At 59.1% G+C, this 26,711-nt stretch carries 26 protein-coding genes; 13 read left to right on the top strand and 13 right to left on the bottom strand.

What is annotated here, in order from left to right:
- The first annotated feature begins 105 nt into the window (after positions 1 to 105).
- The 3 genes from HFD87_RS02185 to pnuC all read left to right on the top strand — a co-directional run bounded on the left by HFD87_RS02185 (position 106) and on the right by pnuC (position 2,583).
- The gene (locus HFD87_RS02185) at positions 106 to 648 is read left to right on the top strand and encodes a methylated-DNA--[protein]-cysteine S-methyltransferase (protein WP_010260149.1); all 543 of its coding nucleotides are present in this window, start codon (positions 106 to 108) and stop codon (positions 646 to 648) included.
- Positions 649 to 774: 126 nt separating this feature from the next.
- Positions 775 to 1,836 carry a quinolinate synthase NadA gene (gene nadA / locus HFD87_RS02180; protein ID WP_167422886.1) on the top strand — a complete coding sequence of 354 codons (1,062 nt, stop codon included), beginning with the start codon at positions 775 to 777 and terminating at the stop codon, positions 1,834 to 1,836.
- A gap of 24 nt (positions 1,837 to 1,860) precedes the next feature.
- Complete coding sequence (pnuC, locus tag HFD87_RS02175) at positions 1,861 to 2,583, top strand: nicotinamide riboside transporter PnuC (protein ID WP_033785474.1); 723 nt, start codon at positions 1,861 to 1,863, stop codon at positions 2,581 to 2,583.
- Here the strand turns inward: pnuC and zitB are convergent.
- From zitB to HFD87_RS02155, 4 genes are all read right to left on the bottom strand, one after another.
- Positions 2,577 to 3,560, bottom strand: a complete 984-nt coding sequence (gene zitB, locus HFD87_RS02170) for a CDF family zinc transporter ZitB (RefSeq protein WP_022626033.1) — start codon at positions 3,558 to 3,560, stop codon at positions 2,577 to 2,579. The two genes, pnuC and zitB, sit on opposite strands and share 7 nt — an antisense overlap.
- A complete protein-coding gene (locus HFD87_RS02165; protein ID WP_181955669.1) occupies positions 3,538 to 6,582 on the bottom strand; it encodes an ATP-binding protein in 3,045 nt (1,014 codons plus the stop codon). Before HFD87_RS02165 ends, zitB begins: the two co-directional genes overlap by 23 nt.
- Before the next feature lie 14 nt (positions 6,583 to 6,596).
- On the bottom strand, positions 6,597 to 7,178 hold the full coding sequence (locus HFD87_RS02160; RefSeq protein ID WP_033756983.1) for a response regulator transcription factor: 582 nt from the start codon (positions 7,176 to 7,178) through the stop codon (positions 6,597 to 6,599).
- Positions 7,179 to 7,276: 98 nt separating this feature from the next.
- Positions 7,277 to 7,645: a YbgS-like family protein gene (locus HFD87_RS02155; RefSeq protein ID WP_022626030.1), complete on the bottom strand. Its 369-nt coding sequence runs from the start codon at positions 7,643 to 7,645 to the stop codon at positions 7,277 to 7,279.
- Positions 7,646 to 7,932: 287 nt separating this feature from the next.
- Between HFD87_RS02155 and aroG the strand changes: the two genes are divergently transcribed.
- Entirely contained in the window at positions 7,933 to 8,985 is a 1,053-nt protein-coding gene (gene aroG, locus HFD87_RS02150) for a 3-deoxy-7-phosphoheptulonate synthase AroG (protein WP_010669658.1), read from the top strand.
- 202 nt (positions 8,986 to 9,187) lie between these two features.
- Here the strand turns inward: aroG and gpmA are convergent, their stop codons facing one another.
- From gpmA to modE, 6 genes are all read right to left on the bottom strand, one after another.
- A complete protein-coding gene (gene gpmA, locus HFD87_RS02145) occupies positions 9,188 to 9,940 on the bottom strand; it encodes a 2,3-diphosphoglycerate-dependent phosphoglycerate mutase (protein WP_033756988.1) in 753 nt (250 codons plus the stop codon).
- 151 nt (positions 9,941 to 10,091) lie between these two features.
- Positions 10,092 to 11,126 carry a galactose-1-epimerase gene (gene galM, locus HFD87_RS02140; protein WP_050680600.1) on the bottom strand — a complete coding sequence of 345 codons (1,035 nt, stop codon included), beginning with the start codon at positions 11,124 to 11,126 and terminating at the stop codon, positions 10,092 to 10,094.
- The gene (gene galK / locus HFD87_RS02135) at positions 11,120 to 12,268 is read right to left on the bottom strand and encodes a galactokinase (RefSeq protein WP_033771167.1); all 1,149 of its coding nucleotides are present in this window, start codon (positions 12,266 to 12,268) and stop codon (positions 11,120 to 11,122) included. The genes galM and galK overlap by 7 nt, the downstream gene beginning before the upstream one ends.
- Positions 12,265 to 13,311: a galactose-1-phosphate uridylyltransferase gene (galT, locus tag HFD87_RS02130; RefSeq protein ID WP_010260177.1), complete on the bottom strand. Its 1,047-nt coding sequence runs from the start codon at positions 13,309 to 13,311 to the stop codon at positions 12,265 to 12,267. The genes galK and galT overlap by 4 nt, the downstream gene beginning before the upstream one ends.
- A gap of 237 nt (positions 13,312 to 13,548) precedes the next feature.
- A complete protein-coding gene (gene modF, locus HFD87_RS02125; RefSeq protein ID WP_167422884.1) occupies positions 13,549 to 15,021 on the bottom strand; it encodes a molybdate ABC transporter ATP-binding protein ModF in 1,473 nt (490 codons plus the stop codon).
- Between the two features lie 69 nt (positions 15,022 to 15,090).
- Positions 15,091 to 15,873, bottom strand: coding sequence for a molybdenum-dependent transcriptional regulator (modE, locus tag HFD87_RS02120; RefSeq protein WP_167422883.1), 783 nt, complete (start codon positions 15,871 to 15,873; stop codon positions 15,091 to 15,093).
- A 136-nt stretch (positions 15,874 to 16,009) separates the two neighbouring features.
- On the opposite strand from modE, the gene HFD87_RS02115 reads away from it, so the two are divergent.
- The 4 genes from HFD87_RS02115 (at position 16,010) to modC (ending at position 18,827) form a co-directional block, all read left to right on the top strand.
- Positions 16,010 to 16,165 (top strand): AcrZ family multidrug efflux pump-associated protein, encoded by a 156-nt coding sequence (locus tag HFD87_RS02115; RefSeq protein ID WP_010260183.1) that lies wholly within the window; start codon positions 16,010 to 16,012, stop codon positions 16,163 to 16,165.
- Positions 16,166 to 16,309: 144 nt separating this feature from the next.
- A complete protein-coding gene (gene modA / locus HFD87_RS02110; protein ID WP_033771171.1) occupies positions 16,310 to 17,083 on the top strand; it encodes a molybdate ABC transporter substrate-binding protein in 774 nt (257 codons plus the stop codon).
- The gene (modB, locus tag HFD87_RS02105; RefSeq protein WP_010669664.1) at positions 17,080 to 17,769 is read left to right on the top strand and encodes a molybdate ABC transporter permease subunit; all 690 of its coding nucleotides are present in this window, start codon (positions 17,080 to 17,082) and stop codon (positions 17,767 to 17,769) included. Before modA ends, modB begins: the two co-directional genes overlap by 4 nt.
- The gene (gene modC / locus HFD87_RS02100; protein WP_167422882.1) at positions 17,769 to 18,827 is read left to right on the top strand and encodes a molybdenum ABC transporter ATP-binding protein ModC; all 1,059 of its coding nucleotides are present in this window, start codon (positions 17,769 to 17,771) and stop codon (positions 18,825 to 18,827) included. Before modB ends, modC begins: the two co-directional genes overlap by 1 nt.
- On the opposite strand, the gene HFD87_RS02095 is transcribed toward modC, so the two are convergent.
- Complete coding sequence (locus HFD87_RS02095; RefSeq protein ID WP_010260198.1) at positions 18,828 to 19,646, bottom strand: pyridoxal phosphatase; 819 nt, start codon at positions 19,644 to 19,646, stop codon at positions 18,828 to 18,830.
- 155 nt (positions 19,647 to 19,801) lie between these two features.
- Here HFD87_RS02095 and pgl point away from each other — a divergent pair, with 155 nt between their 5' ends.
- The gene (gene pgl / locus HFD87_RS02090) at positions 19,802 to 20,803 is read left to right on the top strand and encodes a 6-phosphogluconolactonase (protein WP_010260201.1); all 1,002 of its coding nucleotides are present in this window, start codon (positions 19,802 to 19,804) and stop codon (positions 20,801 to 20,803) included.
- A 343-nt stretch (positions 20,804 to 21,146) separates the two neighbouring features.
- On the opposite strand, the gene HFD87_RS02085 is transcribed toward pgl, so the two are convergent.
- Positions 21,147 to 21,623, bottom strand: a complete 477-nt coding sequence (locus HFD87_RS02085) for a kinase inhibitor (protein WP_010260206.1) — start codon at positions 21,621 to 21,623, stop codon at positions 21,147 to 21,149.
- 75 nt (positions 21,624 to 21,698) lie between these two features.
- Positions 21,699 to 23,003, bottom strand: a complete 1,305-nt coding sequence (gene bioA, locus HFD87_RS02080) for an adenosylmethionine--8-amino-7-oxononanoate transaminase (RefSeq protein ID WP_167422881.1) — start codon at positions 23,001 to 23,003, stop codon at positions 21,699 to 21,701.
- A gap of 85 nt (positions 23,004 to 23,088) precedes the next feature.
- Here bioA and bioB point away from each other — a divergent pair, with 85 nt between their 5' ends.
- The 4 genes from bioB to bioD are packed head-to-tail and all read left to right on the top strand — an operon-like array spanning position 23,089 to position 26,678.
- On the top strand, positions 23,089 to 24,120 hold the full coding sequence (gene bioB, locus HFD87_RS02075) for a biotin synthase BioB (RefSeq protein ID WP_031593833.1): 1,032 nt from the start codon (positions 23,089 to 23,091) through the stop codon (positions 24,118 to 24,120).
- The gene (gene bioF, locus HFD87_RS02070; protein WP_033766721.1) at positions 24,120 to 25,271 is read left to right on the top strand and encodes an 8-amino-7-oxononanoate synthase; all 1,152 of its coding nucleotides are present in this window, start codon (positions 24,120 to 24,122) and stop codon (positions 25,269 to 25,271) included. Before bioB ends, bioF begins: the two co-directional genes overlap by 1 nt.
- Positions 25,255 to 26,010: a malonyl-ACP O-methyltransferase BioC gene (gene bioC / locus HFD87_RS02065; protein WP_033771181.1), complete on the top strand. Its 756-nt coding sequence runs from the start codon at positions 25,255 to 25,257 to the stop codon at positions 26,008 to 26,010. Before bioF ends, bioC begins: the two co-directional genes overlap by 17 nt.
- Entirely contained in the window at positions 26,007 to 26,678 is a 672-nt protein-coding gene (gene bioD / locus HFD87_RS02060; protein ID WP_062758126.1) for a dethiobiotin synthase, read from the top strand. Before bioC ends, bioD begins: the two co-directional genes overlap by 4 nt.
- Positions 26,679 to 26,711: the final 33 nt, after the last annotated feature.

Here is a 26,711-nt window from a genome sequence, read left to right as displayed (position 1 = left end):
GCTGTTTTCGGACAGCACAACAGTTTATCGCCATGACCGAAAACAGCCAGTCAGGCTGATGAAAAGTGCGATAATAGGCGACAGAACCGTGACGGGAGAATCACCATGTACTACTTCAAACCGATAGTCACCCCGGTGGGTGAACTGAAACTGGTCGCCAGCGATAGCGGCCTGGCGGGTATTTTGTGGGAAAACGACGATCCAAAACGCACCCGGTTTTTGCCGCAAACGCGCGATGACGATCATCCCATTCTGATCGAAACTGAGCGTCAGCTCAGCGAATACTTCACCGGTGCTCGTCGCTGCTTTGAGCTGCCGCTCGATTTTGTCGGCACTGAGTTTCAGAAAAAAGTCTGGCAGGCGCTGGTGGCTATCCCGTTTGGTGAGACGCGCAGCTACAGCCAGATTGCGCGGGAGATCGGCCATCCGTTGGCGGTGCGTGCCGTCGGGGCCGCCAATGGGCGTAATCCGCTCTCAATTGTCGCACCGTGCCACCGCGTGATTGGAGCCAACGGCAAGCTGACCGGCTTTGCGGGCGGACTGGATATCAAAGCCTTTCTGCTGGCACTGGAAGCGCCGCAAAAACCGCTGGTACTGGCAGATGAAACGCAGCCCGGCAGGGTCGGCGCTGTGATGCAGACAGAATAAATATCGCACGACACAGCCAGGCTTTTCCGCTATCGTGTTTAGCATATAAAACACGATGGCGGATTCTACGCCATAAGTCGCCGGAACAGGCGATTTTCGTTAATTAGACAAAACGAGAGCTGTGTCATGAGTGTGATGTTCGATCCAGAAAGCGCCGTTTATCCCTTTCCGCCCAAACCCGCTCGCCTGAGTGACGACGAGAAGGCGTTCTACCGTGAGAAAATTAAAGCGCTGCTGAAGGCGCGAAACGCGGTGATGGTGGCGCACTACTACACCGATCCGGAAATTCAGGCGCTGGCAGAAGAGACGGGCGGCTGCGTTTCCGACTCTCTGGAGATGGCACGCTTTGGCAGCAACCATTCGGCGACGACACTGCTGGTGGCCGGCGTGCGCTTTATGGGGGAAACCGCCAAAATCCTCAGCCCGGAGAAAACCGTACTGATGCCGACGCTGCAGGCGGAGTGCTCACTGGATCTCGGCTGCCCGATTGAAGAGTTTAACGCCTTTTGCGACGCCCATCCCGATCGCACCGTGGTGGTCTACGCCAATACTTCGGCGGCGGTAAAAGCGCGGGCCGACTGGGTGGTGACTTCAAGCATTGCGGTCGAGCTGATTGAGCACCTCGACAGTCTGGGCGAAAAAATTATCTGGGCGCCGGATCGCCATCTTGGCCGCTACGTCACCCAAAAATCGGGCGCGGACGTGCTCTGCTGGCAGGGTGCCTGCATTGTGCACGACGAGTTCAAAACCCAGGCGCTGCAGCGTATGAAAGCGCTCTATCCCGACGCGGCAGTGCTGGTGCATCCTGAGTCACCGCAGGCGATTGTCGATCTGGCCGATGCGGTCGGCTCGACCAGCCAGCTGATTCAGGCCGCCAAATCCCTGCCGCATCCGCAGATGATTGTGGCGACCGATCGCGGCATCTTCTACAAAATGCAGCAGGCGGTGCCGGATAAAGAGCTGCTTGAAGCGCCGACTGCCGGTGAAGGTGCCACCTGCCGCAGCTGTGCTCACTGTCCCTGGATGGCGATGAACGGCCTTAAAGCCATCGCAGAGGCGCTGGAGTCGGGTGGGGTGGAACATGAGATTCAGGTGGATGAGACGCTGCGTGAGGCGGCGTTACTGCCGCTTAATCGCATGCTATCCTTTGCAGCGGAACTTAAACTCAACGTGAACGGAAACGCGTAAGCGTTTTCCGGACAGGTGCTCAGCATGGACTTCTTCAGCACACATAATATTCTGGTTCACATTCCTCTGGGTGCCGGAGGCTACGATCTCTCATGGATTGAGGCTATCGGCACGCTGGCGGGCTTACTCTGCATCTGGTTTGCCAGCCTGGAAAAAATCATCAACTATCCCTTTGGCCTGATTAACGTCACGCTATTTGCGGTGATTTTCTTTCAGATCCAGCTCTACGCCAGCCTGCTGCTGCAGCTCTTCTTTTTTGCCGCCAATATCTACGGCTGGTACGCCTGGAGTCGGCAAACCTCCGATCATCAGGCGGCGCTGAAAATCCGCTGGCTGCCACTGCCTAAGGCGCTGGCCTGGACGGCGGGCTGTGTGATTGCGATTGCGCTGATGACCCTCTATATCGATCCGGTGTTTGCGCTGTTAACCCGAGCGGCCGTCACGCTGATGAACGGCGTTGGCCTGTCGGTGGCGATGCCCGCGCTGCAGCCGGATGCGTTCCCGTTCTGGGACTCCTGCATGATGGTGTTGTCGATTGCGGCGATGGTACTGATGACGCGCAAATATGTTGAGAACTGGCTGTTGTGGGTCATCATCAACGTGATTAGCGTGATGATTTTTGCCCGTCAGGGCGTCTATGCGATGTCGCTGGAGTATGTGATTCTGACGCTGATTGCGCTGAACGGCTCACGCATGTGGATCCGCAGCGCGCGGCAACAGGGTTCCCGCGCGCTGTCGGCTCAGTGAGTGTGCACTTCGCCTTTAGCGTGAGCATGCTCATGGTCGTGTGAATGGCTGTGATCATGGCCGGTGGCGGCAGCGCCGCTTAAGCCGAGTTCACACTCGGCACCGGCACAGGGCTGATACTCCATCTGCACGGTCGCATGCGCAATCTGATAGTGCTGGCGCAGATAGTCGTGGATACGATGCAGCAGCGCATCGTGATCGTAAGGCGGGATCACCTGCGCATGCAGCGTCAGCATCGGCTTTTCGCCCACCTGCCACAGATGCACATGGTGAACATTGCGCACCTCTGCGATGTTCAGGGTGAGATCCCGTATCAGCCGGTTCACATCCAGCGAACGCGGCGCCCCTTCCAGTAACTCCTGCAGACTCTCACGCAGCAGCGCCCAGGCGCTGCGCAGCACCAGCAGTGACACCAGCAACGACAGAATCGGATCGATTGGGGTCCAGCCGGTCAGCATAATAATCACCGCCGCGACAATCGCACCCACCGAGCCAAGCAGGTCGCCCATCACATGCAGCGCCGCGGCCCGCACGTTGAGATTCTTCTCTTCGCTGCCGTGATGCAGCAGCCAGAACGACAGAATATTGGCCAGCAGGCCGCCAATAGCAATCCCCAGCATCAGGCCGCCGGTCACCGGTTGCGGGTCGGCAAAGCGGCGCACCGCCTCCCAGACGATCAGTGCGGTAATGCCCAGCAGCGCAATGGCGTTAACAAATGCGGCCAGCGTGGTCAGACGCAGCAGGCCAAAGGTGTGGCGTGCATTGGGTTTACGGCGCGAGAACTGCACCGCCAGCAGCGCCATCAGCAGCGCGGCGGCATCGGTCAGCATATGCCCGGCGTCGGCCAGCAACGCCAGTGAACCCGAGAGCCAGCCGCCAATCACTTCAGCCACCATAAAGACAACGGTCACCCCGAAGGCGGCCGCCAGACGCGTGCGATTACTATCCTGCCCGCTATGAGTGTGGGTATGTGCCATAAGATTCCAGTTTTTTCAGTAACCTGTTTGCTAATAATATCAGTAATTGCCACGTCTCAGACGTGTCCTGATGCTGTTTTGCCTGCTCCGCCAGTTGCTGGCTGAGCTGTGCGCCATGCTCCAGCCCCACCAGTAACCAGCTTCCTTTCATCCGGTGCGCCGCTTCGGCGAACGGCATCCACGCCTCGCGCTCGCGTGCTTCGCGCATCACGGCCAGATCCTGCGTCACCGTGTTGTGCAGCGTCTGGCTCAGACGGCGGAGGAATTTCTCATTCTGCTGCGCCAGTTGCCACAGATTATCATCCAGCGCCGCCAGCGGATCTTCCTGCCACTCTGCCAGCAGCGCGCTGAGATCGGCTAACTGCACCGGTTTTATCATTACCCGCTCCCGGGCCTCCAGCGGTCGTGACAGCAGCTGGGCATCAGCGGAGCAGAGCACCCGCATCGCCTGACGCTTCCGCTGACGGTCACGCCGCCGCAATATCCGCAGCAGCAGCGTGCCGTCAGGCCGCGGCATCATCTGGTCGATAAACAGCAGGTCATAAGGCTGCTGCGCATCGGCCTGCAGTAGTGCGCGTCCCTGCTCAAAGATGTCAGCCTGAATCGCAAAACGCGACAGCTGCTGCTGCATCACCAGCAGATTGGTCGGATGGTCATCGACAATCGCCACCCGCAGCGGTGGAAGGTCGGGAAGGGCGGTTTCATCCACGTGGTTTGCTGGTGCGCAGACCTCCAGTGGCAGCGTCACGGTGACCTGGGTGCCGTGACCGGGTTCAGAGGCGAGCCGGATGTCGCCGCCCATCCGCTGCACCATTTCCCGGCAGATAAACAGCCCCAGGCCGCTGCCCTGCACCGAAACCGATTTACCGGACGGCGCCTGATACCAGGGATCGAACAGCTTCTGCTGCTCCTCTGGCGGAATGCCGCTGCCGCTGTCGCTCACCGTCAGAATCAGCTGTTGTTGCTGTGCGGCCAGCGTCAGGCGAATCGCGCCGTGGCGGGTAAATTTCAGCGCATTGGTCATCAGGTTGTTGACCACCTGCTGCAGGCGATCAGCATCGATCATCACGGCATCAGGCAGCGGCGTCAGCGCATCGACGATCAGATGCGGGCCGTCTTCGCGCATTAACGGATGATAAAAGTGCTGCTGCTGATTTAGCCACTGCGCCAGCGCCAGCGGACGGGGCGCCAGGGTAAAACTGTTGCTCTCGATGCGCGCATGATCCTGCAGATCATTCAGCAACGTCAGCAGCGATTGCGCACTGCTGTGCAGCAGCGTCAGGTTCTGGCTGCTGTGCTGCTGCTTCTCCAGCTCCAGCAGGCCGAGGATCGCCTGCATCGGCGTGCGCAGCTCATGGCTGACGGTCGCCAGGAACTGGCTCTTCATCGCATTGGCGTGCTCAGCCTGTTCACGCTGCTGACGCTCCCGGCGCTGTTGCCAGTAGCGGCGCGCCAGCAGCAACAGCAGCAGCGCAATGGCCGCACCTGCCACCGCCAGCACCATCATCGGCAGCGAACGCATCACCATCACGCTGCCGGGCTGTGGCGGGGTTGACCAGCTGTCGCGCATCTGACTCTGCGTGTCAGCCGGGATCTGCTGCAGCGCGCGATCCAGCAGGGTGCGCAGCACCGGCTGGTCAGCCGTCACGCCCAGCGCGATCGGCCAGGCGATGTCGCTGGCGGCAAAGGCGAGGTGGATGCGCGCATCATCGCGGCTGGCGATACGCCAGCGGGCGGAGAGCACGTTATCGACCAGCGCATCGATCTGCCCTTTTGCCAGCGCGTCATAGAGGCTATTACGATCGGCAAACTGCTGCGGCTGCAGATCCGCAGGCAGCAGACGCAGCGCCAGGTCATCCTGTAACACGCCGACCCGCTTGCCGCGCAGGTCGCGCCAGTGCGCCAGCGTATCGGGCTGCAGGCTGTAGATGCCCCATAGCGCGCGCCACACCGGCAGCGAGGTGCTCTGCATCGCATCGCCGTTCAGCGGCTGCATCAGCTGCAGCATCGCCTGCTGCTGACCGATCAGCGTGTTCGCCTGACGCGGATTGCTGACCCACACCGGTTCAAACTGCAGGCCGGTGCTCTGAGCTATCGCTTTCAGCAAATCCACGCCATAGCCTCTGGCGGTCCCGCTGGCATCGCGATAACTCCAGGGATAGTTGTCCGGTTCGGCGGTGTAAGTAATACGCGGATGATCGGCAATCCAGGCGCGTTCAGTGGGGCTGAGCATCAGGGTCTGCGTATCCTGATAGCGCGGCAGGGTACTGCTCCAGCGCGCCTGCAGCGTGTTCATCAGTTCTGCTGGCAACTGACGCAGGCTCTGATTAATCCAGCTGATAAGCTCTGGATCGCGGGAGACCGCGCGCAGGTTGAGCTGTCCGGCCTCGATGTGTGAGGCGATCTGATAAATCTGGCCCTGTTGCAGCTGGCTCAGCAGAAATCCGGCGCTGGTTTCATCCGCCACCACATAATCATTCTGCTGATTCAGCAGGGTATAGAGCGCCTGCAGATCACTGCTGTAGCGTCGCCAGCTGTGGCGGGCGGCCAGCGCAGGCGGCAGTTGTGCCAGCGTGCTTTCGCTGATCGCCAGTTGGGCATTCTGGCTGTTAAACATCACGGCACGCTGGTTTTGCTGATTGCGGTAGACCCGCAGCGGGCTGCTGTACCAGTTATCGCTGCTCAGGGCGCCGGCTGGCAGGGGAGAAATCCACATGCCAAGCGCAAAATCGATCTGGCCGCTGTTCAGCGCCTGCATCAGATGCGGCTGATCGCTGTAGAGGTTGAGGCTGAACTGCGCGCCAGTCAGCTGGCGCAGTGCGGAAAGATAGTCAGCATTGATGCCATACAGGTCGTTGCCGATGCGCATCGCCCAGGGGGCGTGGTTCTCTTCCAGCAGGCCAACTCGCAGGATTTTGCCCTGCATGGTTTCCGCGTGTGTCACCGGCAGCATCATCGGCAGATTGATGCTGCTCACCGGACGCACCTCAGCCACAACGGAGCCGCACAGCAACAGCAGCATCAGCAGGAGAGTTCTCACTGCTGCGCCTTCCACAGGTCAGCCAGTTCCACCACCGAACGAGCGCCGGTTTTTTCCAGAATGTTCTTTTTATGGGTGCTGACCGTTTTGTTACTGATGTGCAACTGGGCGGCGATTTGCAGATTGGACAGGCCGCTGGCCAGCAGCGCCAGAATCTGACGCTCTTTCTGGGTCAGCGGGAGTTCCGGCTCATCATCCATCACCGGAAACGCCGTCTGACCGCCCAGCACCGCCAGGATAGCGCTAAGCAGCTGCGCCATGCGCTGGCTCTTCACCACATAACCGGCGGCACCCAGCGCCTGGGCGCGACGCACATAGTGGCGGGTCTGCTGAGCAGAGTAGATCAATACCGGACAGTCGGGCCGATGGATCTTCAGGCGACGCAGGAACTCCAGCCCATCGCTGTCCGGCAGGCCAATATCCAGCACGATGATGTCCAGTGGCTGCTGAAGCAGGGGACGGGCGGCTTTTTCACTGCTGGCAGAGAGGAGCTGAACCGGAATAGGCGACTGGCTCAGAGCGGCTTCAAGTGCCACTTCAACCAGCGGATGATCGTCAATCAGAAGCAAAACGGCCATGAAGGATTTCCTGTAAAATTCACAGGATTAGCATAGCGGAAGAGTGGGACAGAGGGGAGAAAAACCAGGAGAGCGTCAGCTCTCCTGGCTAAACAGAATTACTGGGTGGTGCCGTCGGTTTTGGTATCTACGTCACCGCCGCCCACTTTAGTCTGAACTTTTTTATTGATGTTCGGACATTTACCATCTTTACACTGGGCGTTCTGGTCCATTTCGTTAGCAGACATATTACCATGGCTGGTGGTGCTGCCGGACGTTGCAGGATTGGTATCGTTGCCAGTGTTATTAATTTTGCTGTTATCGACATTATTTGGCGGCAGATTCTCTTTCGCTCCGCCCGCTGCTGCACCTGCACTGGCTGCCTGATTCGATGTACCGTTATTGCTGCTGCTGTCTGCAGCCAGTACCGCACCGCTGCTCAGTGTCATTGCTGCTGTCAAAAAGAGTAAGGCAAACTTTTTCATCATTATGCTCCCGTTAATAAATGAAGATGCTTTAAGCCCAGAGGTGCAATTTCGGGTAAGAAAATCCCTGACGAAATATAATTCGCCGGTTGGCTTAAACAGGGTGATTTAATTTGGTAAGCGGGACGTTCCTCAGTGCTTACCATTAAAAAGTCTAGTCGCTAACCTGATTAATGCAAATATCACCCGCACATTTAACCCGCAGCGGGAATTTACACCCCAGGCGCTTCGGGCTACATTGGGCAGGTTGTGTCCGGCGGGCGCCGGGCCAGAAATAATATGGAATCAGTATGAATTACCAGAACGATGACTTACGCATCAAAGAGATTAAAGAGCTGTTACCTCCGGTTGCGCTGCTCGAAAAATTCCCGGCGACCGATCGTGCTGCACAGACCGTTTCACAGGCCCGTCAGGCGATTCATCAGATCCTGCAGGGCAAGGACGATCGCCTGCTGGTGGTGATCGGCCCCTGCTCAATTCATGACACTGAAGCGGCAAAAGAGTATGCCGACCGCCTGCTGGCGCTGCGTGATGAGCTGAAAGGCGAGCTGGAAGTGGTGATGCGGGTCTATTTTGAAAAGCCGCGCACCACGGTGGGCTGGAAAGGGCTGATCAACGATCCCTACATGGATAACAGCTACCAGCTCAACGACGGTCTGCGTCTGGCGCGTAAACTGCTGCTGGATATTAACGACAGCGGCTTACCGGCGGCGGGCGAGTTTCTGGATATGATTACCCCGCAATATGTGGCTGACCTGATGAGCTGGGGCGCGATTGGCGCGCGCACCACGGAATCCCAGGTACACCGTGAGCTGGCGTCCGGTCTCTCCTGTCCGGTCGGCTTCAAAAACGGCACCGATGGCACCATTAAGGTGGCGATCGATGCCATCAACGCGGCGGGATCGCCGCACTGTTTCCTGTCTGTGACGAAGTATGGTCACTCCGCCATTGTGGAAACCAGCGGCAACGGTGACTGCCATATCATTCTGCGCGGCGGCAAAGAGCCGAACTATAGTGCGCAGCATGTTGCAGAGGTCAAAGAGGGCCTGGCAAAAGCGGGTCTGCCACAGCAGGTGATGATCGATTTCAGCCACGCCAACAGCAGCAAGCAGTTCCAGCGTCAGATGGTTGTGGCAGACGATGTCTCACAGCAGCTGATTAATGGTGAGCAGGCGATTGTCGGTGTGATGATCGAGAGTCATCTGGTGGAAGGCAACCAGAGTCTGGAGAGCGGCGAGCCGCTGGTCTATGGCAAAAGCGTCACCGACGCCTGTATCGGCTGGGAAGATACCGACAAGGTGCTGCGTCAGCTGGCGGCAGCGGTTAAACAGCGCCGCGGCTGAGTGGGATAACTGACAAGGTCTGACCCGGTTCGCGTTGAGGATTGTGCCTCTGACCGTATTCCCTGCGCTTTGAGCCAATCAGTTGTTGCCTGGCTCATTGATCTCTTTATTCTGACAACGAACACAGTGCGCAGCGTTCGTGCGCGCAGCCCAATAAAAAAGGCCAGACTTTCGTCTGGCCTTTTTGCATTTCAGCGAGAAATTACTTCGCTTTACCCTGATTCGCAACAGCTGCGGCTTTCGCGGCAATCTCGTCCTGGTCGCCCAGGTAGTAGCGTTTCAACGGTTTGAAGTTTTCATCGAACTCATAAACCAGCGGTACGCCGGTAGGGATGTTCAGTTCGAGGATTTCATCTTCGCTCAGGTTATCCAGATATTTCACCAGCGCACGCAGTGAGTTGCCGTGTGCGGCAATGATCACTTTCTCACCGCTTTTGATGCGCGGCAGAATGGTTTCGTTCCAGTAAGGGATAACGCGGTCAATAGTCAGCGCCAGGCTTTCGGTGGTTGGCAGCTGCTCTGGGGTCAGTTTCGCGTAACGCGGATCATGGCCCGGGAAGCGCTCATCTGAACGATCCAGCTCTGGCGGAGTAACGGCAAAGCCGCGACGCCACTGCTTAACCTGCTCATCACCATATTTGGCAGCGGTTTCCGCTTTATCCAGACCCTGCAGCGCACCGTAGTGACGCTCGTTCAGACGCCAGGTTTTCTCAACCGGCAGCCAGGCCTGATCCAGCTCATCCAGCACATTCCACAGCGTGTGAATGGCACGCTTCAGTACTGAGGTGTAAGCGAAATCGAAAACAAAGCCCTCTTTTTTCAGCAGCTGACCTGCTGATTTGGCTTCGCCACGACCTTTCTCAGAAAGGTCAACATCATACCAACCGGTAAAGCGGTTTTCGTTGTTCCACTGGCTTTCGCCGTGTCGCACCAGAACCAGCTTAGTTACAGCCATAGCTTAACTCCTTAATACTGTGATGTTTCTGTGAGATTGGAAACCTGCTGCTGCCCGCCTGACACGCGAGCTGATTGCGCCATACCATAACGGAAAAGCGGGCAGCGCGTAAGCCTGTGTGTGACGCACTGCGCGTTTTTCAGCCGGAGGCTCAGCGTGGCGTGAAGCGATAACGCGTCACGGATTCCCAGCGATCTCCCGGCTGCAGCCAGCAATCAGGCTGAGGCCATTCATCATGATTAGGCGAATCCGGTAAAAATTCGCTCTCCAGCGCAATACCCTGAAATGCAGTATAGCTCGCCTGTTCACGGGCACGGGTGCCTGCCAGGTAGTTGCCGGAGTAGAACTGCAACGCCGGTGCCGAAGTGGTCACGCTGAGCTGCAGTCTGCCATCTTCCGACCAGAGTTCTGCCGCAGGCTGAGTGTCGTCGCCTGCGCTGCTGAGCAGAAACGCATGGTCATAGCCCTTCACCGCTCGCTGGTCGTCGTCTGCCAGAAACTCCTGTGCCACGACTTTGGCCTCGCGGAAATCAAAACTGGTTCCGACAACCTCTTTCAGCGGCGCATTCGGGATGCCTTCGCTGTCGACCGGCAGATAATGGTCGGCGTGCAGTTGTAAGCGATGCTGGCGGGCGTCGCCATGATGCGCATCAAGGTTAAAGTAGGCGTGGTTAGTCAGATTGACCGGGCAGGGCTGATCGCAGCGCGCTTCATAGCTAATGCTCAGGCAGTTCTGGTCATCCAGCTGATAGCGCAGATCGGCAATCAGATTGCCGGGATAGCCCTGATCGCCATCGGGCGAATCAATGCGGTAGTGCACCTCGCTGTCAGACTGGCTGACAATCTGCCAGCGGCGCTTATCAAAGCCTTCCGGTCCGCCATGCAGCTGATGTGCACCCTGGTTCGGCACCAGCTGGCGGTTCAGTTTATTCAGTTTTGCCCCGGCGATGCGGTTAGCGTAGCGGCCGACCGTCGCGCCCAGATAGGCATCCTGATGGAGATAGTCAGAGGGCGTTGCGCAGCCGAGCAGCGCTTCACGCACCGTGCCATCCTGCATCGGCACGCGGGCGGAGAGCCAGGTTGCGCCCCAGTCCATAAAGGTGGCCAGCATGCCGTTGGCATTGCGCAGCACCGTTATGCGCCACGGCTGACCGTCGGGCGCGTGGGAGTTGACGTCGTTCAGCATTGGCCAGCTCCTTCAGAGGCTTTGCAGACGTAGAAGGTCTCTTTGATGCCGGTTGCTGCTTCATACTGCTCCGCTACGGCGGCTTTGACCTGATCGACCAGATCCAGTGGCATCAGCGCGACGATACAACCACCAAAGCCGCCGCCGGTCATACGCACGCCGCCGCGCTCACCGATCTGCGCTTTCACGATCTCTACCAGGGTATCGATCGGTGGCACGGTGATCTCGAAGTCGTCACGCATCGAGGCGTGAGATTCGGCCATCAGCTGGCCCATACGGGTCAGGTCGCCCTGCGTCAGCGCATCGGCTGCTTCCAGGGTGCGGGCGTTCTCGGTCAGAACGTGACGCACGCGTTTTGCCACCTGCGGGTCGAGCTGCGCCTGTGCCGCTTCAAACTCGACCAGTTCAACGTCACGCAGTGCCTTCTTATTGAAGAAACGCGCGCCCGCTTCACACTGCTCACGACGCGTGTTGTATTCGCTGCCAACCAGGGTACGACGGAAGTTGGAGTTGATGATCACCACCGCGATATCTTCCGGCATCGACACCGGACGCGTGCCCAGCGTGCGGCAGTCGAGCAGCATGGCGTGATCTTTCCGGCCCAGCGCGGAGATCAACTGGTCCATGATGCCGCAGTTACAGCCGACGAACTGGTTTTCCGCTTCCTGACCATTCACGGCAATGGCGGCGCCATCCAGCGGCAGATTATAGAGCTGCTGCACCACGGTGCCGACCGCCACTTCCAGCGACGCAGATGAGCTGAGGCCCGCGCCCTGAGGCACGTTGCCGCTGATCACCATATCGATACCGCCGAAATCGGCATGACGCTGCTGCAGATGCTTCACCACGCCGCGCACATAGTTGGCCCACATCGGTTCCTGCAGGCTGACGATCTCTTCATCCAGCGAGAATGTGTCCTGCGCATTCTCATAATCTGCAGCGACCACCCGAATCTGGCGATCGTCACGGCGGGCACAGGCAATCACCGTCTGGTAATCGATGGCGCACGGCAGCACGAAGCCGTCGTTATAGTCGGTATGCTCGCCAATCAGGTTAACGCGGCCCGGTGCCTGAATGGTATGCGTAGCGGCGTAACCGAAGGTGTCAGAGAAAAGCTGCTGCGTGATGGTTTTTAAGCTCATTGTTGTGCCTCACGGAAGTGAACGTCGCTGACAGAACGCAGACGTTCCGCCGCCTGTTCCGCCGTTAAATCGCGTTGGGTTTCGGCCAGCATTTCATAGCCAACCATAAATTTACGCACCGTTGCTGAGCGCAGCAGCGGCGGATAGAAGTGAGCATGCAACTGCCAGTGATCGTTGGCTTCGTCGTTAAACGGCGCGCCGTGCCAGCCCATGGAGTAGGGGAATGAGCACTGGAACAGGTTGTCGTAGCGGCTGGTCAGCAGCTTAAGCGCCAGCGCCAGGTCAGTACGCTGCGCCTCATTGAGGTCGGTAATTCGTTTGACGTGCGCTTTCGGCAGCAGCAGGGTTTCAAACGGCCAGGCGGCCCACCACGGCACCACCGCCAGCCAGTGATCGGTTTCCACCACGGTGCGGCTGCCATCCTGCTGTTCACGTGCCAGATAATCGACCAGCATCGGCGAGCCATGTTTAGCGAAATAGTCGCGCTGATGATCATCTTCACGCTGCGCTTCATTCGGCAGGAAGCTGTTGGCCCAGATCTGACCATGCGGATGCGGGTTGGAGCAGCCCATCGCCGCGCCTTTGTTCTCAAACACCTGCACCCAGGGATAGTGCTGACCCAGATCGGCGGTCTCTGCCTGCCAGGTACGCACCACCTCTTCCAGTGCGTTCAGCGACATCTCCGGCAGGGTTTTGCTGTGATCGGGCGAGAAGCAGATGACCCGACTGGTGCCGCGTGCGCTTTCACAACGCATCAGGATATCGTCGCTCTCGGGCGCGTCTGGCGTGTCGGTCATCAGCGCAGCAAAGTCATTGGTAAAAACGTAGGTGCCCGAATAGTCCGGGTTTTTGTCGCCGGTGATGCGGGTGTTTCCGGCACACAGGAAGCAGTCCGGATCGTGCGCCGGTAACGTATTGACCGCCGGGGTTTCCTGCGCGCCTTGCCACGGACGTTTGGCCCGATGAGGTGAAACTAAAATCCATTGATCAATCAGTGGATTGTAACGGCGATGCGGGTGATCGACCGGGTTGAATTTTTCCATGTTAGATCCTGGTAAGCGTCAAAAGCCAAAGAGGCATCGGTAAAAAGTAGCACATCAGCGCGCCCGAAAGCGTGATCAAGTCTGGATAAATGGTATCGTTTACACAAGCTGAATATTCTTATTTCGTGGCAATGTGCGCGGATATATGGCGTGAAAGGTGATGTGGAATGGTAGCGCTTACACAAGAGCGCTTTAAAACGCCGCAGCAGCGGCGTTGGGTGAAGCGTTACATGAGCCCTAGTGCAGGGTTTCCTGCTGAAAGTGATAGCCGCCGTCATGGGCGATAAAGCTCAGGCGATGTGTAATGCAGGCGGGCGCATCTTCCGCGTGATGCGAAACAAACAGCAGCTGAGTCCGTCCCTCGCCAATCAGCACATCGACAAAGCGCCGCACGAGCTGGCGGTTAATCGGGTCGAGCCCCTGTAGTGGCTCATCCAGTATCAGCAGCGTCGGATGCTTAACCAGCGCGCGGGCAATCAGCACCAGCCGCTGCTGTCCCCATGAGAGCGAGTGGAACGGCGCATCGGCCTGTCCGTTATCCATCCCCATCAGTGCCAGCCACTGCTGCGCCAGCGCTTTTTGCCGGTCAGAAGCCGCCTGATAGAGACCAATAGAGTCGAAGAAGCCCGACAGGATCACCGTGCGCACATTGGTGCTGACGCGGTAATCGAGATGCAGGCTGCTGCTGACATAGCCAATATGCTGCTTGATATCCCAGATGGTTTCGCCACTGCCGCGACGGCGGCCAAACAGGGTTAAATCATTGCTGTAGCCCTGAGGATGATCGCCGGTCACCAGGCTGAGCAGGGTCGATTTTCCGGCGCCGTTCGGGCCGGTAATCTGCCAGTGCTCGCCGGCGTTGACCTGCCAGTTCAGCCCCTGAATTACTGGCTTATCGTTATACGAGACGGTGCCGTTGCGCAGGATAACGCGCGGCGCATCATCCGCCAGCGATGGCAGCTGATCCGGCGCATCCGCCTCAGGTAACGCCATTCCCATCAGCTGTTCACTGTGTGCCAGCTGTGCCACCAGCGCTTCCGTTAAAATGGCCTGGCGTGGCCCGCTGTGGGTGAGGGTGCACTCCGCCAGCACGCCAACCTGCTGAATGAAGTCGGGAATATCGTCAAAGCGATTGAGCACCAGCACCAGGGTAAATGTCGGCTGCTGCAGGCCGCGCAGCGTGTCGGTCAGGCTGGCGCGCGACGCCACATCCAGCCCGTCAAACGGCTCATCCAGAATCAGCAAATCTGGCTGGTTCATCAATGCCTGACAGAGCAGGGTTTTGCGGGTTTCGCCGGTAGAGAGATATTTGAAGCGGCGTGAAAGCAGCGCTTCGATGCCGAACTGCTGTGCCAGCTGCTCGCAGCGCTCGGGCTGCTGCACCTCCGCCTGAATCACCTCTGCCACGGTCAGCCCGGTATCCTCTTCACCTTCGCTGAGCATATCGGTGTTGTTGCGCTGCCACTCCTGCGCCACCAGTGTTTGTAGCTGCTCCAGCGACAGCCGGACCGGCCGTCTGAAGTCGCTGCTGACTGAACCGGCCAGCGGCGGCAGTTCTCCAGAGAGTGCGCGCGCCAGTGATGATTTGCCGCTGCCGTTGGCACCGACAAACGCCCAGCTTTCGCCGCGCTGCAGTTCCACCTGATTCAGGCTCAGTATCCGGGTATCGCTAAGACGAAACGTGCCTTGCGAAATGTGCAATGAAGCCATGTTCTGTTCCATTTTTTGCATCGTGTCACTGAGTTGTAACCATTGCCCGTAATGAAGTCAAATCAACGGCTAGAGCAGGGTGGCGACGATGGCGTGTTCCGCATTGAAACTGGCGATCACGGCGTCGCCGGGCTGCAGCCTGAGTTGCTGCAGCTGATCGTTGCTCAGGGTCGCGCACAGGGTTTCGCCGCTGGCGAGCTTCATCAGCACTTCACTCATCTGCTCGCCGGGTTCGATGGCACTGACCGTCGCTGCCAGCTGATTGTCATGCTGTGCGGCGTCACGACTGATGCGGATCCACGGCGCCTTGATCAGCACCAGCACCTCTTTACCGGCGGCCAGTTGCAGGCGATCGGCGCTGCGCTGGGTCAGCGCCACATTAAGCTGCGTGACGCCATCGGCCAGTTGAATCAGCAGATGCTGGACCACCTGCTGCGCATCGTTACTGACAACGGTGCCAAACAGCTGGTTACGGGCGCTGGTCTGCAGCGAGAAACGGGCGATGGCCGCCAGCAGACTGTCGAGCGGTAACGTATCCTGCTGTAGCGCATCAAAGGCTTTCTGCTGGATCTGCTCCATCAGCTGGAACAGCTGAATCAGGCGTTCACCGTAGCGGGTGAGCGTTGCGCCACCGCCGCCTTTACCGCCGGTGGCCCGCTCCACCAGCGTTTCATCCGCCATCTGGTTCATCTCATTAATCGCATCCCAGGCACTTTTGTAGCTGATACCGGCCAGCTTCGCCCCCTGACTGATCGACCCGGTCTGCTGTACGCGTTTCAGCAGCTCAATACGTCGCGGATCGGCAAACAGTTTCTGTTGTAAACGGATATGAAGGGACAGTTCGGCTTCCATGACAGCTCCGGCAAAGGGTTAAGGCGAAGGCCGATGATAGCGGCGTTTTGTGACCAAAGTAAAAGCACGAAAAGGGCTGCGCAAAATTTTGCTGACCCGTTACAATCTCTTTTTTGTTAGCAGAGTGAGACTCTCCATGCTGGAACTACTTAAAAGCCTCGCCGTTGCCATACTGATGGTGCCTGTCGTGATGGCGCTGATGCTGGGCATGATTTATGGCCTGGGTGAAGTGTTTAACGTCATCTCTAAAATTGGTCATCGCGAAAAATCCTCAGCCCGTTCGCACAATTAATTGCTGCTACGCCCGCCATCTGCGCGGGCGTGGTCGTTTTTATCTCTCCTGATTTAACCTTTTGTTCCCCCTGCCGATAATTTACTGAACCTCACTGACATTGCGCTATATTATCCGCTACACAACGAATAGCCGGAGAAAATCATGTCATTTAAACACTATCGCTGGGGCGTCGCGGCCCTGATCACCGTTTCGCTGGCCGGGCAGGCTGTGGCCGCCGACAGCATCACTGTGTTTGCCGCGGCTTCACTGACCAACGCGATGCAGGATATTGCCAGCCGTTACAAGCAGGAAAAGGGGGTGACGGTGGTCTCTTCGTTTGCCTCTTCTTCAACGCTGGCGCGCCAGATTGAGCAGGGTGCTCCTGCCGATCTCTTTATCTCTGCCGATCAGCAGTGGATGGATGATGCGGTGGCGAAAAAAAGTGTGATTACCAGTAGCCGCTATACCCTGCTGGGCAACGATCTGGTATTGATTGCGCCACGCAGTGCTGACGCGAAAGCGGTGACGCTGGACCCGCAGACTGACTGGAAAACCTTGCTGCACGGTGAGCGTCTGGCAGTCGGCGATCCGGACCACGTTCCTGCGGGCATCTACGCCAAAGAGGCGCTGCAAAAGCTGGGTGCCTGGGAAGGCGTTGCGCCTTCGTTAGCGCCAGCCAATAATGTGCGGGCAGCGCTGGCGCTGGTCGAGCGTAATGAAACGCCCTATGGCATTGTCTACGGGTCCGACGCGGTCGCCAGCGACAAAGTGCAGGTCGTCGGGCATTTTCCGGCAACCAGCCATAAACCCGTAGAATATCCGATGGCGATCGTGAACGATCACGACAACGCTGCCGTTAAAGCGTTTTATGATTATCTGAAAGGGCCTCAGGCCGCGGCTATCTTTAAACATTACGGATTCACACCGACGAAATGATACTCAGCGATCCCGAATGGCAGGCGGTACTGCTTAGCCTTAAAGTCTCTGGCATAGCCGTGATTGGCAGTCTGCCGTTTGGCATCCTGATGGCCTGGATTCTGGTGCGCTGCCGTTTTCCTGGTAAAGCGCTGCTCGACAGCCTGATCCACCTGCCGCTGGTGCTGCCGCCGGTGGTGGTGGGTTATCTGCTGCTGATTAGCCTTGGGCGGCGCGGCATCATAGGCGAAAAGCTTTATGACTGGTTTGGCTTCAGCTTTGCTTTCAGCTGGCGCGGTGCCGCACTGGCCTCTGCCGTGATCGCCTTTCCGTTGATGGTGCGCGCCATCCGGCTGGCGCTGGAGGCGGTGGATTGCCGGCTGGAGCAGGCGGCGCGCACGCTGGGCGCCGGACGCTGGCGGGTCTTTTTCACCATTACGCTCCCGCTGACGTTGCCAGGCGTGATCGTCGGAACGGTGCTGGCGTTTGCCCGATCGCTGGGCGAGTTCGGCGCCACCATCACCTTTGTTTCCAATATTCCCGGCGAGACGCGCACGCTGCCGCTGGCGATGTTTACCCTGATAGAGACACCGGGTGCGGAAGGGGCGGCGGCACGGCTCTGCGTCATCGCGATCGTGCTGGCCCTGGCGTCACTGCTGGCGTCGGAATGGCTGGCACGTGCAGGCCGTAAGCGGATGGGAAACTGATGCTATCACTCAACATTATGCAGCAGCAGGGCGATCACGTGCTGGAGGTCGACCTGCAGATCCCGGCCAAAGGGATCACCGCTATTTTCGGCGTGTCAGGTGCCGGAAAAACCTCCCTGATCAACGCGATCAGCGGGCTGACCCAGCCGCAGCGGGGACGGATCCAGCTGCACGATCGTCTGCTGTTTGATGCAGAGCAGAAGATTGCGCTGCCGCCGGAAAAACGGCGTATCGGTTATGTATTCCAGGATGCGCGACTGTTCCCGCACTATCGGGTCCGTGGCAACCTGCAATATGGTATGGCACCTAAGATGAAAGCGCAGTTCGACAGTCTGGTCTCTCTGCTGGGTCTGGAGGCGCTGCTGCCGCGCTTTCCGCTGTCGCTGTCGGGCGGGGAAAAGCAGCGGGTCGCGATTGGCCGTGCGCTGCTGACCGCACCGGATATGCTGCTGCTGGATGAGCCGCTGGCGTCACTGGATCTGCCACGCAAACGTGAACTGATGCCCTATCTGCAAAAGCTGGCGAAGCAGGTTGAGATACCGATGCTCTACGTTTCGCACAGTCTGGAGGAGATCCTGCAGCTGGCTGATAACGTGCTGGTGCTGGATGCGGGCAAGGTCAAAGCCTTTGGTCCGCTGGAGCGGGTCTGGAGCAGCAGCGCGATGCGGCCCTGGCTGCCGGTGAGTGAACTGACCAGCGTGCTGCGGGTGCAGGTGCTGGAGCAGCATCCCGACTATCCGATGACCGCGCTGTCGCTGGGCGATCAGCACATCTGGGTCAGCCGGGTGAATCAGCCGGTTAAAACCCCGCTGCGTATTCGCATTGCCTCGGCCGATGTCTCGCTGGCGCTGCAACCGCCGCAACACAGCTCGATCCGCAACATTTTACCGGCACAGGTGGTGGAATTGCTGGAGGTCGGGGACCAGGTTGAGGTGAAGCTGCGCATCGGCATCAGCGAACTCTGGGCGCGCATCACGCCGTGGGCGCGGGATGAGCTGGGCATCCGGCCGGATCAGTGGCTTTATGCCCAGATCAAAAGCGTCTCGGTGACGCCCTGATTACAACACGTACTGATAGAGGGTATCGGCAATACCGGTTTCAAGGTTGGTGCCGATCACCATTTTCGCCCGCGCTTTGATCGCCTCATCGGCATTACCCATCGCCACGCCCAGTCCGGCCGTTTCCAGCATGCTGAGATCGTTATAGTTATCACCGAACGCGATCACATCGGACATACTCAGCCCCAGTGATTCAACCCACTGCGCCAGTCGTTTGCCTTTGCTGTTGCCGCCTTTGGCGATATCGACCTGATCGTGCCACGACCATTCGCAGGCCAGTCCCAGTTCCGCTTCCACCCTGGTGGCGAACTGCTGCAGTTCCGGAATGTTGTTGTGCGACAGGGCAAACTTCCAGATCGAACCGGCGTCGCGTGCCGCCTGGGCTAAGTCGGGCACCTGGCGGAACAGTGGACGCTGGTGGGCGGGCAGCGATTCGGCCCACTTCAGGGTGCGCATCACGTGGCCGGTCGGGGTCTGATAGAGCATCGCATCATCCACGTAGAGCAACCCGTGAATCTGCTGCTGATTCAGCATCTCAATCACCTGCAACGCCAGCTGCGGGTCGAGGGGATCGGACGCCAGCACCTTTTTCGCCTGGTAATCATACAAATAGGTGCCATTACAGCAGATTGCGGGTGTATCCAGCTGTAACGCCTGATAAAAAGGGTGGATAGCGCAGTGATGGCGTCCGGTCACGATAGCGACATGAACGCCCGCCTGGCGTGCCTGATTTAGCGCTTCGATTGACTGCGGCAGAATCGTTTTGGCTGGGGTCAGCAGCGTGCCGTCGAGGTCGAGGGCAATTACACGGTAGTTCATTAATCCTCTCGTTTTTCCTGGTTTGCAGGGGCTGAAGTCTACACCTCACCACGGTCCGGAGACAAAAAACAGGGCACAAATGATCCCAGCGCAGGGCAATAAAACAGGCTACAGTGATTCACAGATCATGATCAGGCAGCAAAAAAGGAGAATGCATGAAACAAGTTGTCTACACCGCCAGTCCCGAGAGCCAGCAGATCCACGTCTGGCAGATGAATGATGAGGGCGGGCTGACGTTGCTTCAGGTGACCGATGTCGCCGGCCAGGTTCAGCCGATGGTGGTGAGTCCGAACCGCGATTTTCTCTATGTCGGTGTGCGTCCCAATTTCCGCGTGCTGGCGTTTCGCATTGCCGCCGATGGTACGCTGACCGAAGCGGGTCAGGCGCCGTTGCCCGGCAGTCCGACTCACATTTCCACCGATCGCCAGGGCAGATTCCTGTTCTGCGGCTCCTACAATGATGCCTGCGTCAGCGTCAGCCCGATTGGCGATGACGGCATCCCGCAGGCCCCGTTGCAGGTGATCAGCGGACTGGATGGCTGTCACTCGGCCAACATCGATAATGACAACAAGACGCTCTACGTGCCGGCTCTGAAGCAGGACCGTATCTGTTTATTTAAGCTGGGCGAAGATGGTCAGCTGACGCCGCGTAAACAGACGCAGGTCACGACGGTAGAAGGCGCTGGCCCGCGTCATATGCAGTTCCATCCGGGCGGCCAGTACGCTTACTGCGTGAACGAGCTCGACAGCACGGTTGAGGTGTGGGCATTAAATACGGGCGAAGGCGAAGCAGAAAGCGTTCAGACGCTGGATATGATGCCGCCTGACTTCAGCGGTACGCGCTGGGCAGCTGATATTCATCTGACGCCGGATGGCCGTTTCCTCTATGCCTGCGATCGCACCAGCAGCACGCTGGCAGTCTTCAGCGTCAGCGACCTGGGCGATGAGCTGACCCTGGAAGGGTTCCAGCCGACGGAAACGCAGCCGCGCGGATTTAATATCGATCACAGCGGACGCTATCTGGTAGCGGCGGGACAGAAATCTCATCACATCGAAGTTTATGCGATTACCGAACCGAAAGGGCTGCTAAAGCCGCTGGGACGTTATGCGGTGGGGCAGGGCCCGATGTGGGTTGTGATTCATCAGTTACAGGCGTAACCCGCTACGAAAAACGCCTCTCCTGTCAGGGAGAGGTATGAGATAGTTGACGAAGTCTGCCACAGCCCAGCTGTGAGATCGAGCAGACACAGGGAACGGCGTCAGATCGGAAAGACGCAAAAACCGCCATCCATGGCACGCTCTGCCCCCGCGATTACGCACCTCATCCCTGAGGTGCGCCCGTAGCCGGGCCAACGCTTTGCGTTGTTCAAAAACGCTCCCGGCGTTTTTGTCCCTGGGCGTGGGACGCTTTCCTCTTCTGACGCCGTTCCCTGCGTTTTGAGCTAATACGTTGCTGCCAGGTCACCCAGCCTTGGGTTTGCCAGTAGTCTGGCGTGCTGAATTACTGATAATTCACGGTCAGCGAGGCGCTCGCCAGTGCGTGGAAATGCACATTAAAGCCGACCATTGCGCCACTGGCGCCTTCATCTACTTCAATCGTCTCCACATCCAGCGCATGCACGGTGAAAATGTAGCGATGGGTTTCGCCCTGTGGCGGCGCCGCGCCACCGTAGCCCGCCTGACCGAAATCGGTACGGGTCTGGATTGCGCCTGCTGGCAGTGATGCTTTGCCGGAACCGGCACCCTGCGGCAGTGACGTCGAGCTGGCCGGAATATTCGCTACCACCCAGTGCCACCAGCCGGAACCGGTCGGGGCATCAGGATCGTAGCAGGTCACCACAAAACTTTTGGTACCCTCTGGTGCCGCTTCCCAGGCAAGGTGGGGAGAGATATTCTCGCCCTGATAACCCATGCCGTTGAAAACATGCTTTTCAGGCATCTTCTCGCCGTCATTAAAATCCTGACTAAAAACGCGCATCACATCTCCTTAATTGTCGATGAATAGCCTGTCATCATAACCAAAAGTGCCGTCAGTGCCAGCGGTCAGCCCGCTTCAGGCGGCAAAATGTTGAGAATGCTCCAGCGCGCCGCCAATCGCCTGCACCAGCCTGCTCAGCGCCTGCGGCGTGATGATGTAGGGTGGCATCAGGTAGATTAGCCGGCCAAAAGGCCGGATCCAGACGCCCTGTTCAACAAAGAACTGCTGCAGCGCCGCCATATTAACCGTCTGATGGGTTTCCACTACGCCAATCGCGCCCAGCACGCGCACATCGGCCACCTGCGGTGAACTGCGCAGCGGCAGCAGCTCAGCCCGTAACTGCTGTTCGATCGCCGCCACCTGGCGCTGCCAGTGACCTTCCGCCAGCATGGTCAGGCTCTCTGCCGCGACCGCGCAGGCCAGCGGATTGCCCATAAAGGTCGGGCCATGCATAAAGCAGCCCGCCGCGCTGCGGCTGATGGTGTCCGCGACCTCGCGGGTAGTCAGGGTCGCCGCCAGCGTCATCATGCCACTGGTCAGCGCTTTGCCGACGCAGAGAATATCCGGGGTAATGCCCGCATGCTCGCAGGCAAAGAGTTTGCCGGTACGGCCAAAGCCGGTGGCGATCTCATCCGCAATCAACAGCACGCCATAGCGATCACAGGCTTCCCGTACCTGCTGCAGATAGCGCGGATGGTAGAAACGCATGCCGCCCGCACCCTGCACAATCGGCTCCAGAATGACGGCTGCCAGTTGCCGGTGATGCTGTTCTATCAGCCTGGCGAAATCATCGAAATCAGGCTGGTGCCATTCATCATCAAAGCCGCAGGCCGGGGCCGCCGCAAAGTGATGCTCGGGCAGATAGCCGCGCCACAGGCTGTGCATCGAGTTCTCGGGGTCGCACACCGACATCGCTGCAAAGGTATCGCCGTGATAGCCGCGTTTCAGCGTCAGGAACTGCTGACGCGTCTCGCCACGCCCCAGCCAGTACTGCAGCGCCATCTTCATCGACACTTCCACCGCCACCGAGCCTGAATCGGCCAGGAAGACGCACTCCAGCGCCTCAGGCGTCATCGCCACCAGCTGACGGCAGAGCGCCACCGCCGCCGGATGGGTAATGCCGCCAAACATCACGTGCGACATCTGTGTGACCTGCTCTGTCAGCGCCCGGTTCAGGCGCGGATGGTTGTAACCGTGGATCGCCGCCCACCACGAGGACATCCCATCCACCAGCTCACGGCCATCGGCCAGCTGCAGCTGAAAACCCTGTGCGGCGACCACCGGGTAGCAGGGCAGCGGGTCCTGCATCGAGGTGTAGGGATGCCAGATATGCTGGCGGTCAAAGCGGGCATCGTCTGAGGAGAAAACGGGGATAGTCATCGGAGTTGTAAACCAAAATAAAAAAATATAGTTTACAAGTATAACCCTGCTTTTCGTCGGGATGACACCCTTTTTGGAGTAAGTAATGGCTCAACGCTGGACAATTGCACAGGCGCAAGCGCTGTTTGATCAACCTTTTCTTGAACTGATGTTTAACGCGCAGCAGGTGCATCGGCAGCACTTCGATCCGCGCCAGGTGCAGGTCAGTACCCTGCTGTCGATTAAAACCGGTGCCTGTCCGGAAGATTGTAAATACTGCCCGCAGAGCGCGCGCTACAAGACCGGCCTGGAGTCGGAGCGGCTGATGGAAGTGGAAGAGGTGCTGACCTCAGCGCGTCAGGCCAAAGCCGCCGGTTCAACCCGTTTCTGCATGGGTGCCGCGTGGAAAAATCCGCACGAGCGCGATATGCCCTATCTGGAGAAGATGGTAGAAGGCGTGAAGGCGATGGGAATGGAAACCTGCATGACGCTGGGCACGCTCAGCGACGACCAGGCGCAGCGACTGGCGGGCGCAGGTCTCGATTTCTACAACCATAACCTCGACACCTCACCGGAATTCTACGGCTCCATCATCACCACCCGCAGCTATCAGGAACGTCTGGATACGCTGGGCAAAGTGCGCGACGCCGGCATCAAAGTCTGTTCGGGTGGCATTGTCGGCCTGGGCGAAACCGTTAACGACCGCGCCGGTCTGCTGGTGCAGTTAGCCAACCTGCCAACGCCACCGGAGAGCGTACCGATCAACATGCTGGTGAAGGTTAAAGGTACGCCGCTGGCAGATAACGATGATGTAGAACCGTTCGATTTTATCCGCACCATCGCGGTGGCGCGCATCATGATGCCGACCTCGCATGTGCGCCTCTCTGCGGGCCGTGAGCAGATGAGTGAGCAGACTCAGGCGATGTGCTTTATGGCCGGGGCGAACTCGATTTTCTACGGCTGCAAACTGCTGACCACGCCGAATCCGGAAGAGGACAAAGACCGCGTGCTGTTCCGCAAACTGGGTCTTAACCCGGAGCATACTCACACTCAGCACGGCGATCAGCAGCAGGAGCAGCAACTCAGCGAGCAGCTATTCCATGCCGACACTGAACAGTTCTACAACGCGGCGCTGTAATGGGCTGGCAGCAACGTATCCGTCAGGCGCTGACGCAGCGCCGGGCGGCCGATGGCTGGCGGCAGCGACGGGTGATCGATCAGCAATCGACCCGCACGCTGCACAGCGGCGGCCGCAGCTATCTCCACTTTTCCAGCAATGATTATCTCGGCTTAACCCAGCATCCGGCGGTGATTGCGGGCTGGCAACAGGGCGCGGCGCAGGCGGGCGCAGGTGCGGGTGCCTCGGGGCATGTCACGGGTTATCACCGTCAGCACGCCGATCTTGAGGCGCAGCTGGCCGACTGGCTCGGCTACGACCGTGCGCTGCTGTTTATCTCTGGCTTTGCGGCCAATCAGGCGGTCATTCATCTGCTGGGCGAGAAAAACGATCGCATCCTTGCCGATAAACTCAGCCACGCCTCGCTGCTCGACGCCGCCAGCCATAGTCCGGCACAGCTGCGACGTTTCCATCACAACGCGCCGGAGAGCCTGGCCGCCCGGCTCGCCTCTCCCTGCGAGGGCGAAACGCTGGTGGTGACGGAAGGTATTTTCAGCATGGATGGCGACAGTGCGCCGCTGGCCGCCCTGGCGCAACAGACGCGCCAGGCAGAGGGCTGGCTGCTGGTGGATGATGCGCACGGCATTGGCGTGGTGGGTGAGCAGGGGCGCGGCAGCTGCTGGCAGCAGGACGTTAAACCGGAACTGCTGGTGGTCACCTTTGGCAAAGCCTTTGGCGTCAGCGGTGCCGCGCTGCTGTGCGACGCGGCCACCGCCGACTATTTCCTGCAGTTCAGCCGACATCTGATCTACTCCACCGCGATGCCCGCGGCGCAGGCGAGCGCGCTGCAGGCGGCGCTGCGTGAAGTTCAGCAGGGCGATGCCCTGCGGCAGCAACTGCAGCAGAACATTGGCCATTTCCGGCGCGGTGCGGCCTCGCTGCCGTGGCAACTGATGGACTCCGGCAGCGCGATTCAGCCGCTGCTGGTGGGCGAAAATGGCGATGCGATGGCGCTCTCCCAGCGGCTGGCTGAGGCGGGCTGCTGGGTCAGCGCGATCCGGCCACCGACCGTGCCGCCGGGGACGGCCCGGCTGCGCATCACTCTGACCGCGGCTCATCGCCCCGAGGATATTGACCGGTTACTGGAGGCGCTGCATGACGCTGCGGGTTGACAAACAGGCGGTGGCACGCGCCTTTGGCCGGGCGGCCAGCCATTACGATGCCCATGCGGCGCTGCAACGCCTCAGCGGCGATGCACTGCTGGCACAGGCGCCCGCACAGAGCGGTCTGCAGCTGCTGGATGCCGGTTGTGGCACCGGCTGGTACAGCAGGCTGTGGCGCGAACGTGGCAAACAGGTAACGGCTCTGGATCTCTCTCCACAGATGCTGCAACAGGCGCGGGACAATGACGCGGCGCAGCACTATCTGGCCGGTGATATCGACGCGCTGCCGCTGGCGGATAACACGATTGATCTGGTGTGGAGCAACCTGGCGGTGCAGTGGAGCGAGGATCTGCCCGGCGCGCTGAGCCAGTTCCGGCGGGTGCTGAGGCCCGATGGCACGCTGCTATTTTCCACTCTGGGCGACGGGTCTCTGCAGGAGGTTCATGAAGCCTGGTCCCATCTGGATGCGCTGCCTCACGCCAACCGCTTTCTCAGCGAGCCGCAGATTGCGGCGGCCTGCCACGCAGAGCAGCTGCGCTGTACCTCAGAGGTGGTGACCCTGCATTTTCCCGATGCGCTCAGCGCCATGCGCTCCCTGAAGGGGATTGGCGCGACCCATCTGCACCAGGGGCGTGACGGGCAGGTATTAACCCGACAACGGCTCAACCAGTTAGAGGCGCACTGGCCGCGAGATCGGCACGGCTATCGCCTGAGTTACCATTTAATCTATGGAGTAAGTGCATCATGAAACGCCTGTTTATCACTGGCACCGACACCGAGGTCGGTAAAACCGTGGCCAGCGGCGGGCTGCTGCAGGCGGCAGCCGCAGCGGGCTATCGCTGTGCGGGCTATAAGCCGGTTGCCTCAGGCTGTGAGATGACGCCAGAGGGCATCCGTAACAGCGATGCGCTGGCGCTGCAGCGTTACAGCAGCGTGCCGTTAAGCTATCAGCAGGTCAATCCGCTGGCGTTTCTTGAGCCGACTTCGCCGCACATCGTCAGCGCCGAAGAGGGCAGGCCGATCACCCATCTGGCGCTGTCGGCAGGTCTGGCGGCGCTGCAACCGCTGGCAGACTGGATTCTGGTAGAGGGCGCGGGCGGCTGGTATACCCCGTTGTCGGAGACGCACACTTATGCGGACTGGGTGGTCAGCGAAAAGCTGCCCGTGATTCTGGTGGTAGGGATTAAGCTCGGCTGCATCAATCACGCCATGCTCACCGCTGACGCGGTGCGGGCAAGCGGCCTGCCGCTGGTGGGCTGGATCGCCAACACCGTCGAACCCCCGGGTAAACGCTATCAGGAGTATCTCACCAGCCTGAAAAATCGACTGCCTGCGCCCTGTCTGGGCACCATCCCCTTTCTCACCGATGCGGCGCAGCAGGCGTCCTGTGGTCACTACCTGACGTTGCCGGAGTAACCGCCTGGCCTGGCTATTTTATTTGTCGTGCTG

The sequence above is a fragment of the Pantoea sp. EKM21T genome, from assembly GCF_011800405.1.
In the GTDB taxonomy this organism is placed as follows: Bacteria; Pseudomonadota; Gammaproteobacteria; order Enterobacterales; family Enterobacteriaceae; genus Pantoea; species Pantoea agglomerans.
Note: the sequence above shows the minus strand (reverse complement) of the source record. Positions and strands in the feature narration are given on the sequence as shown.

Excerpts from the sequence above, each read along its gene's own strand:
- HFD87_RS02095 (WP_010260198.1), bottom strand. The coding sequence starts at position 19,646 with ATGAACTACCGTGTAATTGCCCTCGACCTCGACGGCACGCTGCTGACC.
- bioC (WP_033771181.1), top strand. The coding sequence starts at position 25,255 with ATGACGCTGCGGGTTGACAAACAGGCGGTGGCACGCGCCTTTGGCCGG.
- bioF (WP_033766721.1), top strand. The coding sequence starts at position 24,120 with ATGGGCTGGCAGCAACGTATCCGTCAGGCGCTGACGCAGCGCCGGGCG.
- HFD87_RS02155 (WP_022626030.1), bottom strand. The coding sequence starts at position 7,645 with ATGATGAAAAAGTTTGCCTTACTCTTTTTGACAGCAGCAATGACACTG.
- HFD87_RS02185 (WP_010260149.1), top strand. The coding sequence starts at position 106 with ATGTACTACTTCAAACCGATAGTCACCCCGGTGGGTGAACTGAAACTG.
- aroG (WP_010669658.1), top strand. The coding sequence starts at position 7,933 with ATGAATTACCAGAACGATGACTTACGCATCAAAGAGATTAAAGAGCTG.
- HFD87_RS02085 (WP_010260206.1), bottom strand. The coding sequence starts at position 21,623 with ATGCGCGTTTTTAGTCAGGATTTTAATGACGGCGAGAAGATGCCTGAA.
- galM (WP_050680600.1), bottom strand. The coding sequence starts at position 11,126 with ATGCTGAACGACGTCAACTCCCACGCGCCCGACGGTCAGCCGTGGCGC.
- galK (WP_033771167.1), bottom strand. The coding sequence starts at position 12,268 with ATGAGCTTAAAAACCATCACGCAGCAGCTTTTCTCTGACACCTTCGGT.
- HFD87_RS02115 (WP_010260183.1), top strand. The coding sequence starts at position 16,010 with ATGCTGGAACTACTTAAAAGCCTCGCCGTTGCCATACTGATGGTGCCT.
- modB (WP_010669664.1), top strand. The coding sequence starts at position 17,080 with ATGATACTCAGCGATCCCGAATGGCAGGCGGTACTGCTTAGCCTTAAA.
- bioA (WP_167422881.1), bottom strand. The coding sequence starts at position 23,003 with ATGACTATCCCCGTTTTCTCCTCAGACGATGCCCGCTTTGACCGCCAG.
- modE (WP_167422883.1), bottom strand. The coding sequence starts at position 15,873 with ATGGAAGCCGAACTGTCCCTTCATATCCGTTTACAACAGAAACTGTTT.
- HFD87_RS02160 (WP_033756983.1), bottom strand. The coding sequence starts at position 7,178 with ATGGCCGTTTTGCTTCTGATTGACGATCATCCGCTGGTTGAAGTGGCA.
- modF (WP_167422884.1), bottom strand. The coding sequence starts at position 15,021 with ATGGCTTCATTGCACATTTCGCAAGGCACGTTTCGTCTTAGCGATACC.
- gpmA (WP_033756988.1), bottom strand. The coding sequence starts at position 9,940 with ATGGCTGTAACTAAGCTGGTTCTGGTGCGACACGGCGAAAGCCAGTGG.
- galT (WP_010260177.1), bottom strand. The coding sequence starts at position 13,311 with ATGGAAAAATTCAACCCGGTCGATCACCCGCATCGCCGTTACAATCCA.
- pnuC (WP_033785474.1), top strand. The coding sequence starts at position 1,861 with ATGGACTTCTTCAGCACACATAATATTCTGGTTCACATTCCTCTGGGT.
- nadA (WP_167422886.1), top strand. The coding sequence starts at position 775 with ATGAGTGTGATGTTCGATCCAGAAAGCGCCGTTTATCCCTTTCCGCCC.
- HFD87_RS02165 (WP_181955669.1), bottom strand. The coding sequence starts at position 6,582 with ATGCTGCTGTTGCTGTGCGGCTCCGTTGTGGCTGAGGTGCGTCCGGTG.
- bioD (WP_062758126.1), top strand. The coding sequence starts at position 26,007 with ATGAAACGCCTGTTTATCACTGGCACCGACACCGAGGTCGGTAAAACC.
- zitB (WP_022626033.1), bottom strand. The coding sequence starts at position 3,560 with ATGGCACATACCCACACTCATAGCGGGCAGGATAGTAATCGCACGCGT.
- pgl (WP_010260201.1), top strand. The coding sequence starts at position 19,802 with ATGAAACAAGTTGTCTACACCGCCAGTCCCGAGAGCCAGCAGATCCAC.
- bioB (WP_031593833.1), top strand. The coding sequence starts at position 23,089 with ATGGCTCAACGCTGGACAATTGCACAGGCGCAAGCGCTGTTTGATCAA.
- modC (WP_167422882.1), top strand. The coding sequence starts at position 17,769 with ATGCTATCACTCAACATTATGCAGCAGCAGGGCGATCACGTGCTGGAG.
- modA (WP_033771171.1), top strand. The coding sequence starts at position 16,310 with ATGTCATTTAAACACTATCGCTGGGGCGTCGCGGCCCTGATCACCGTT.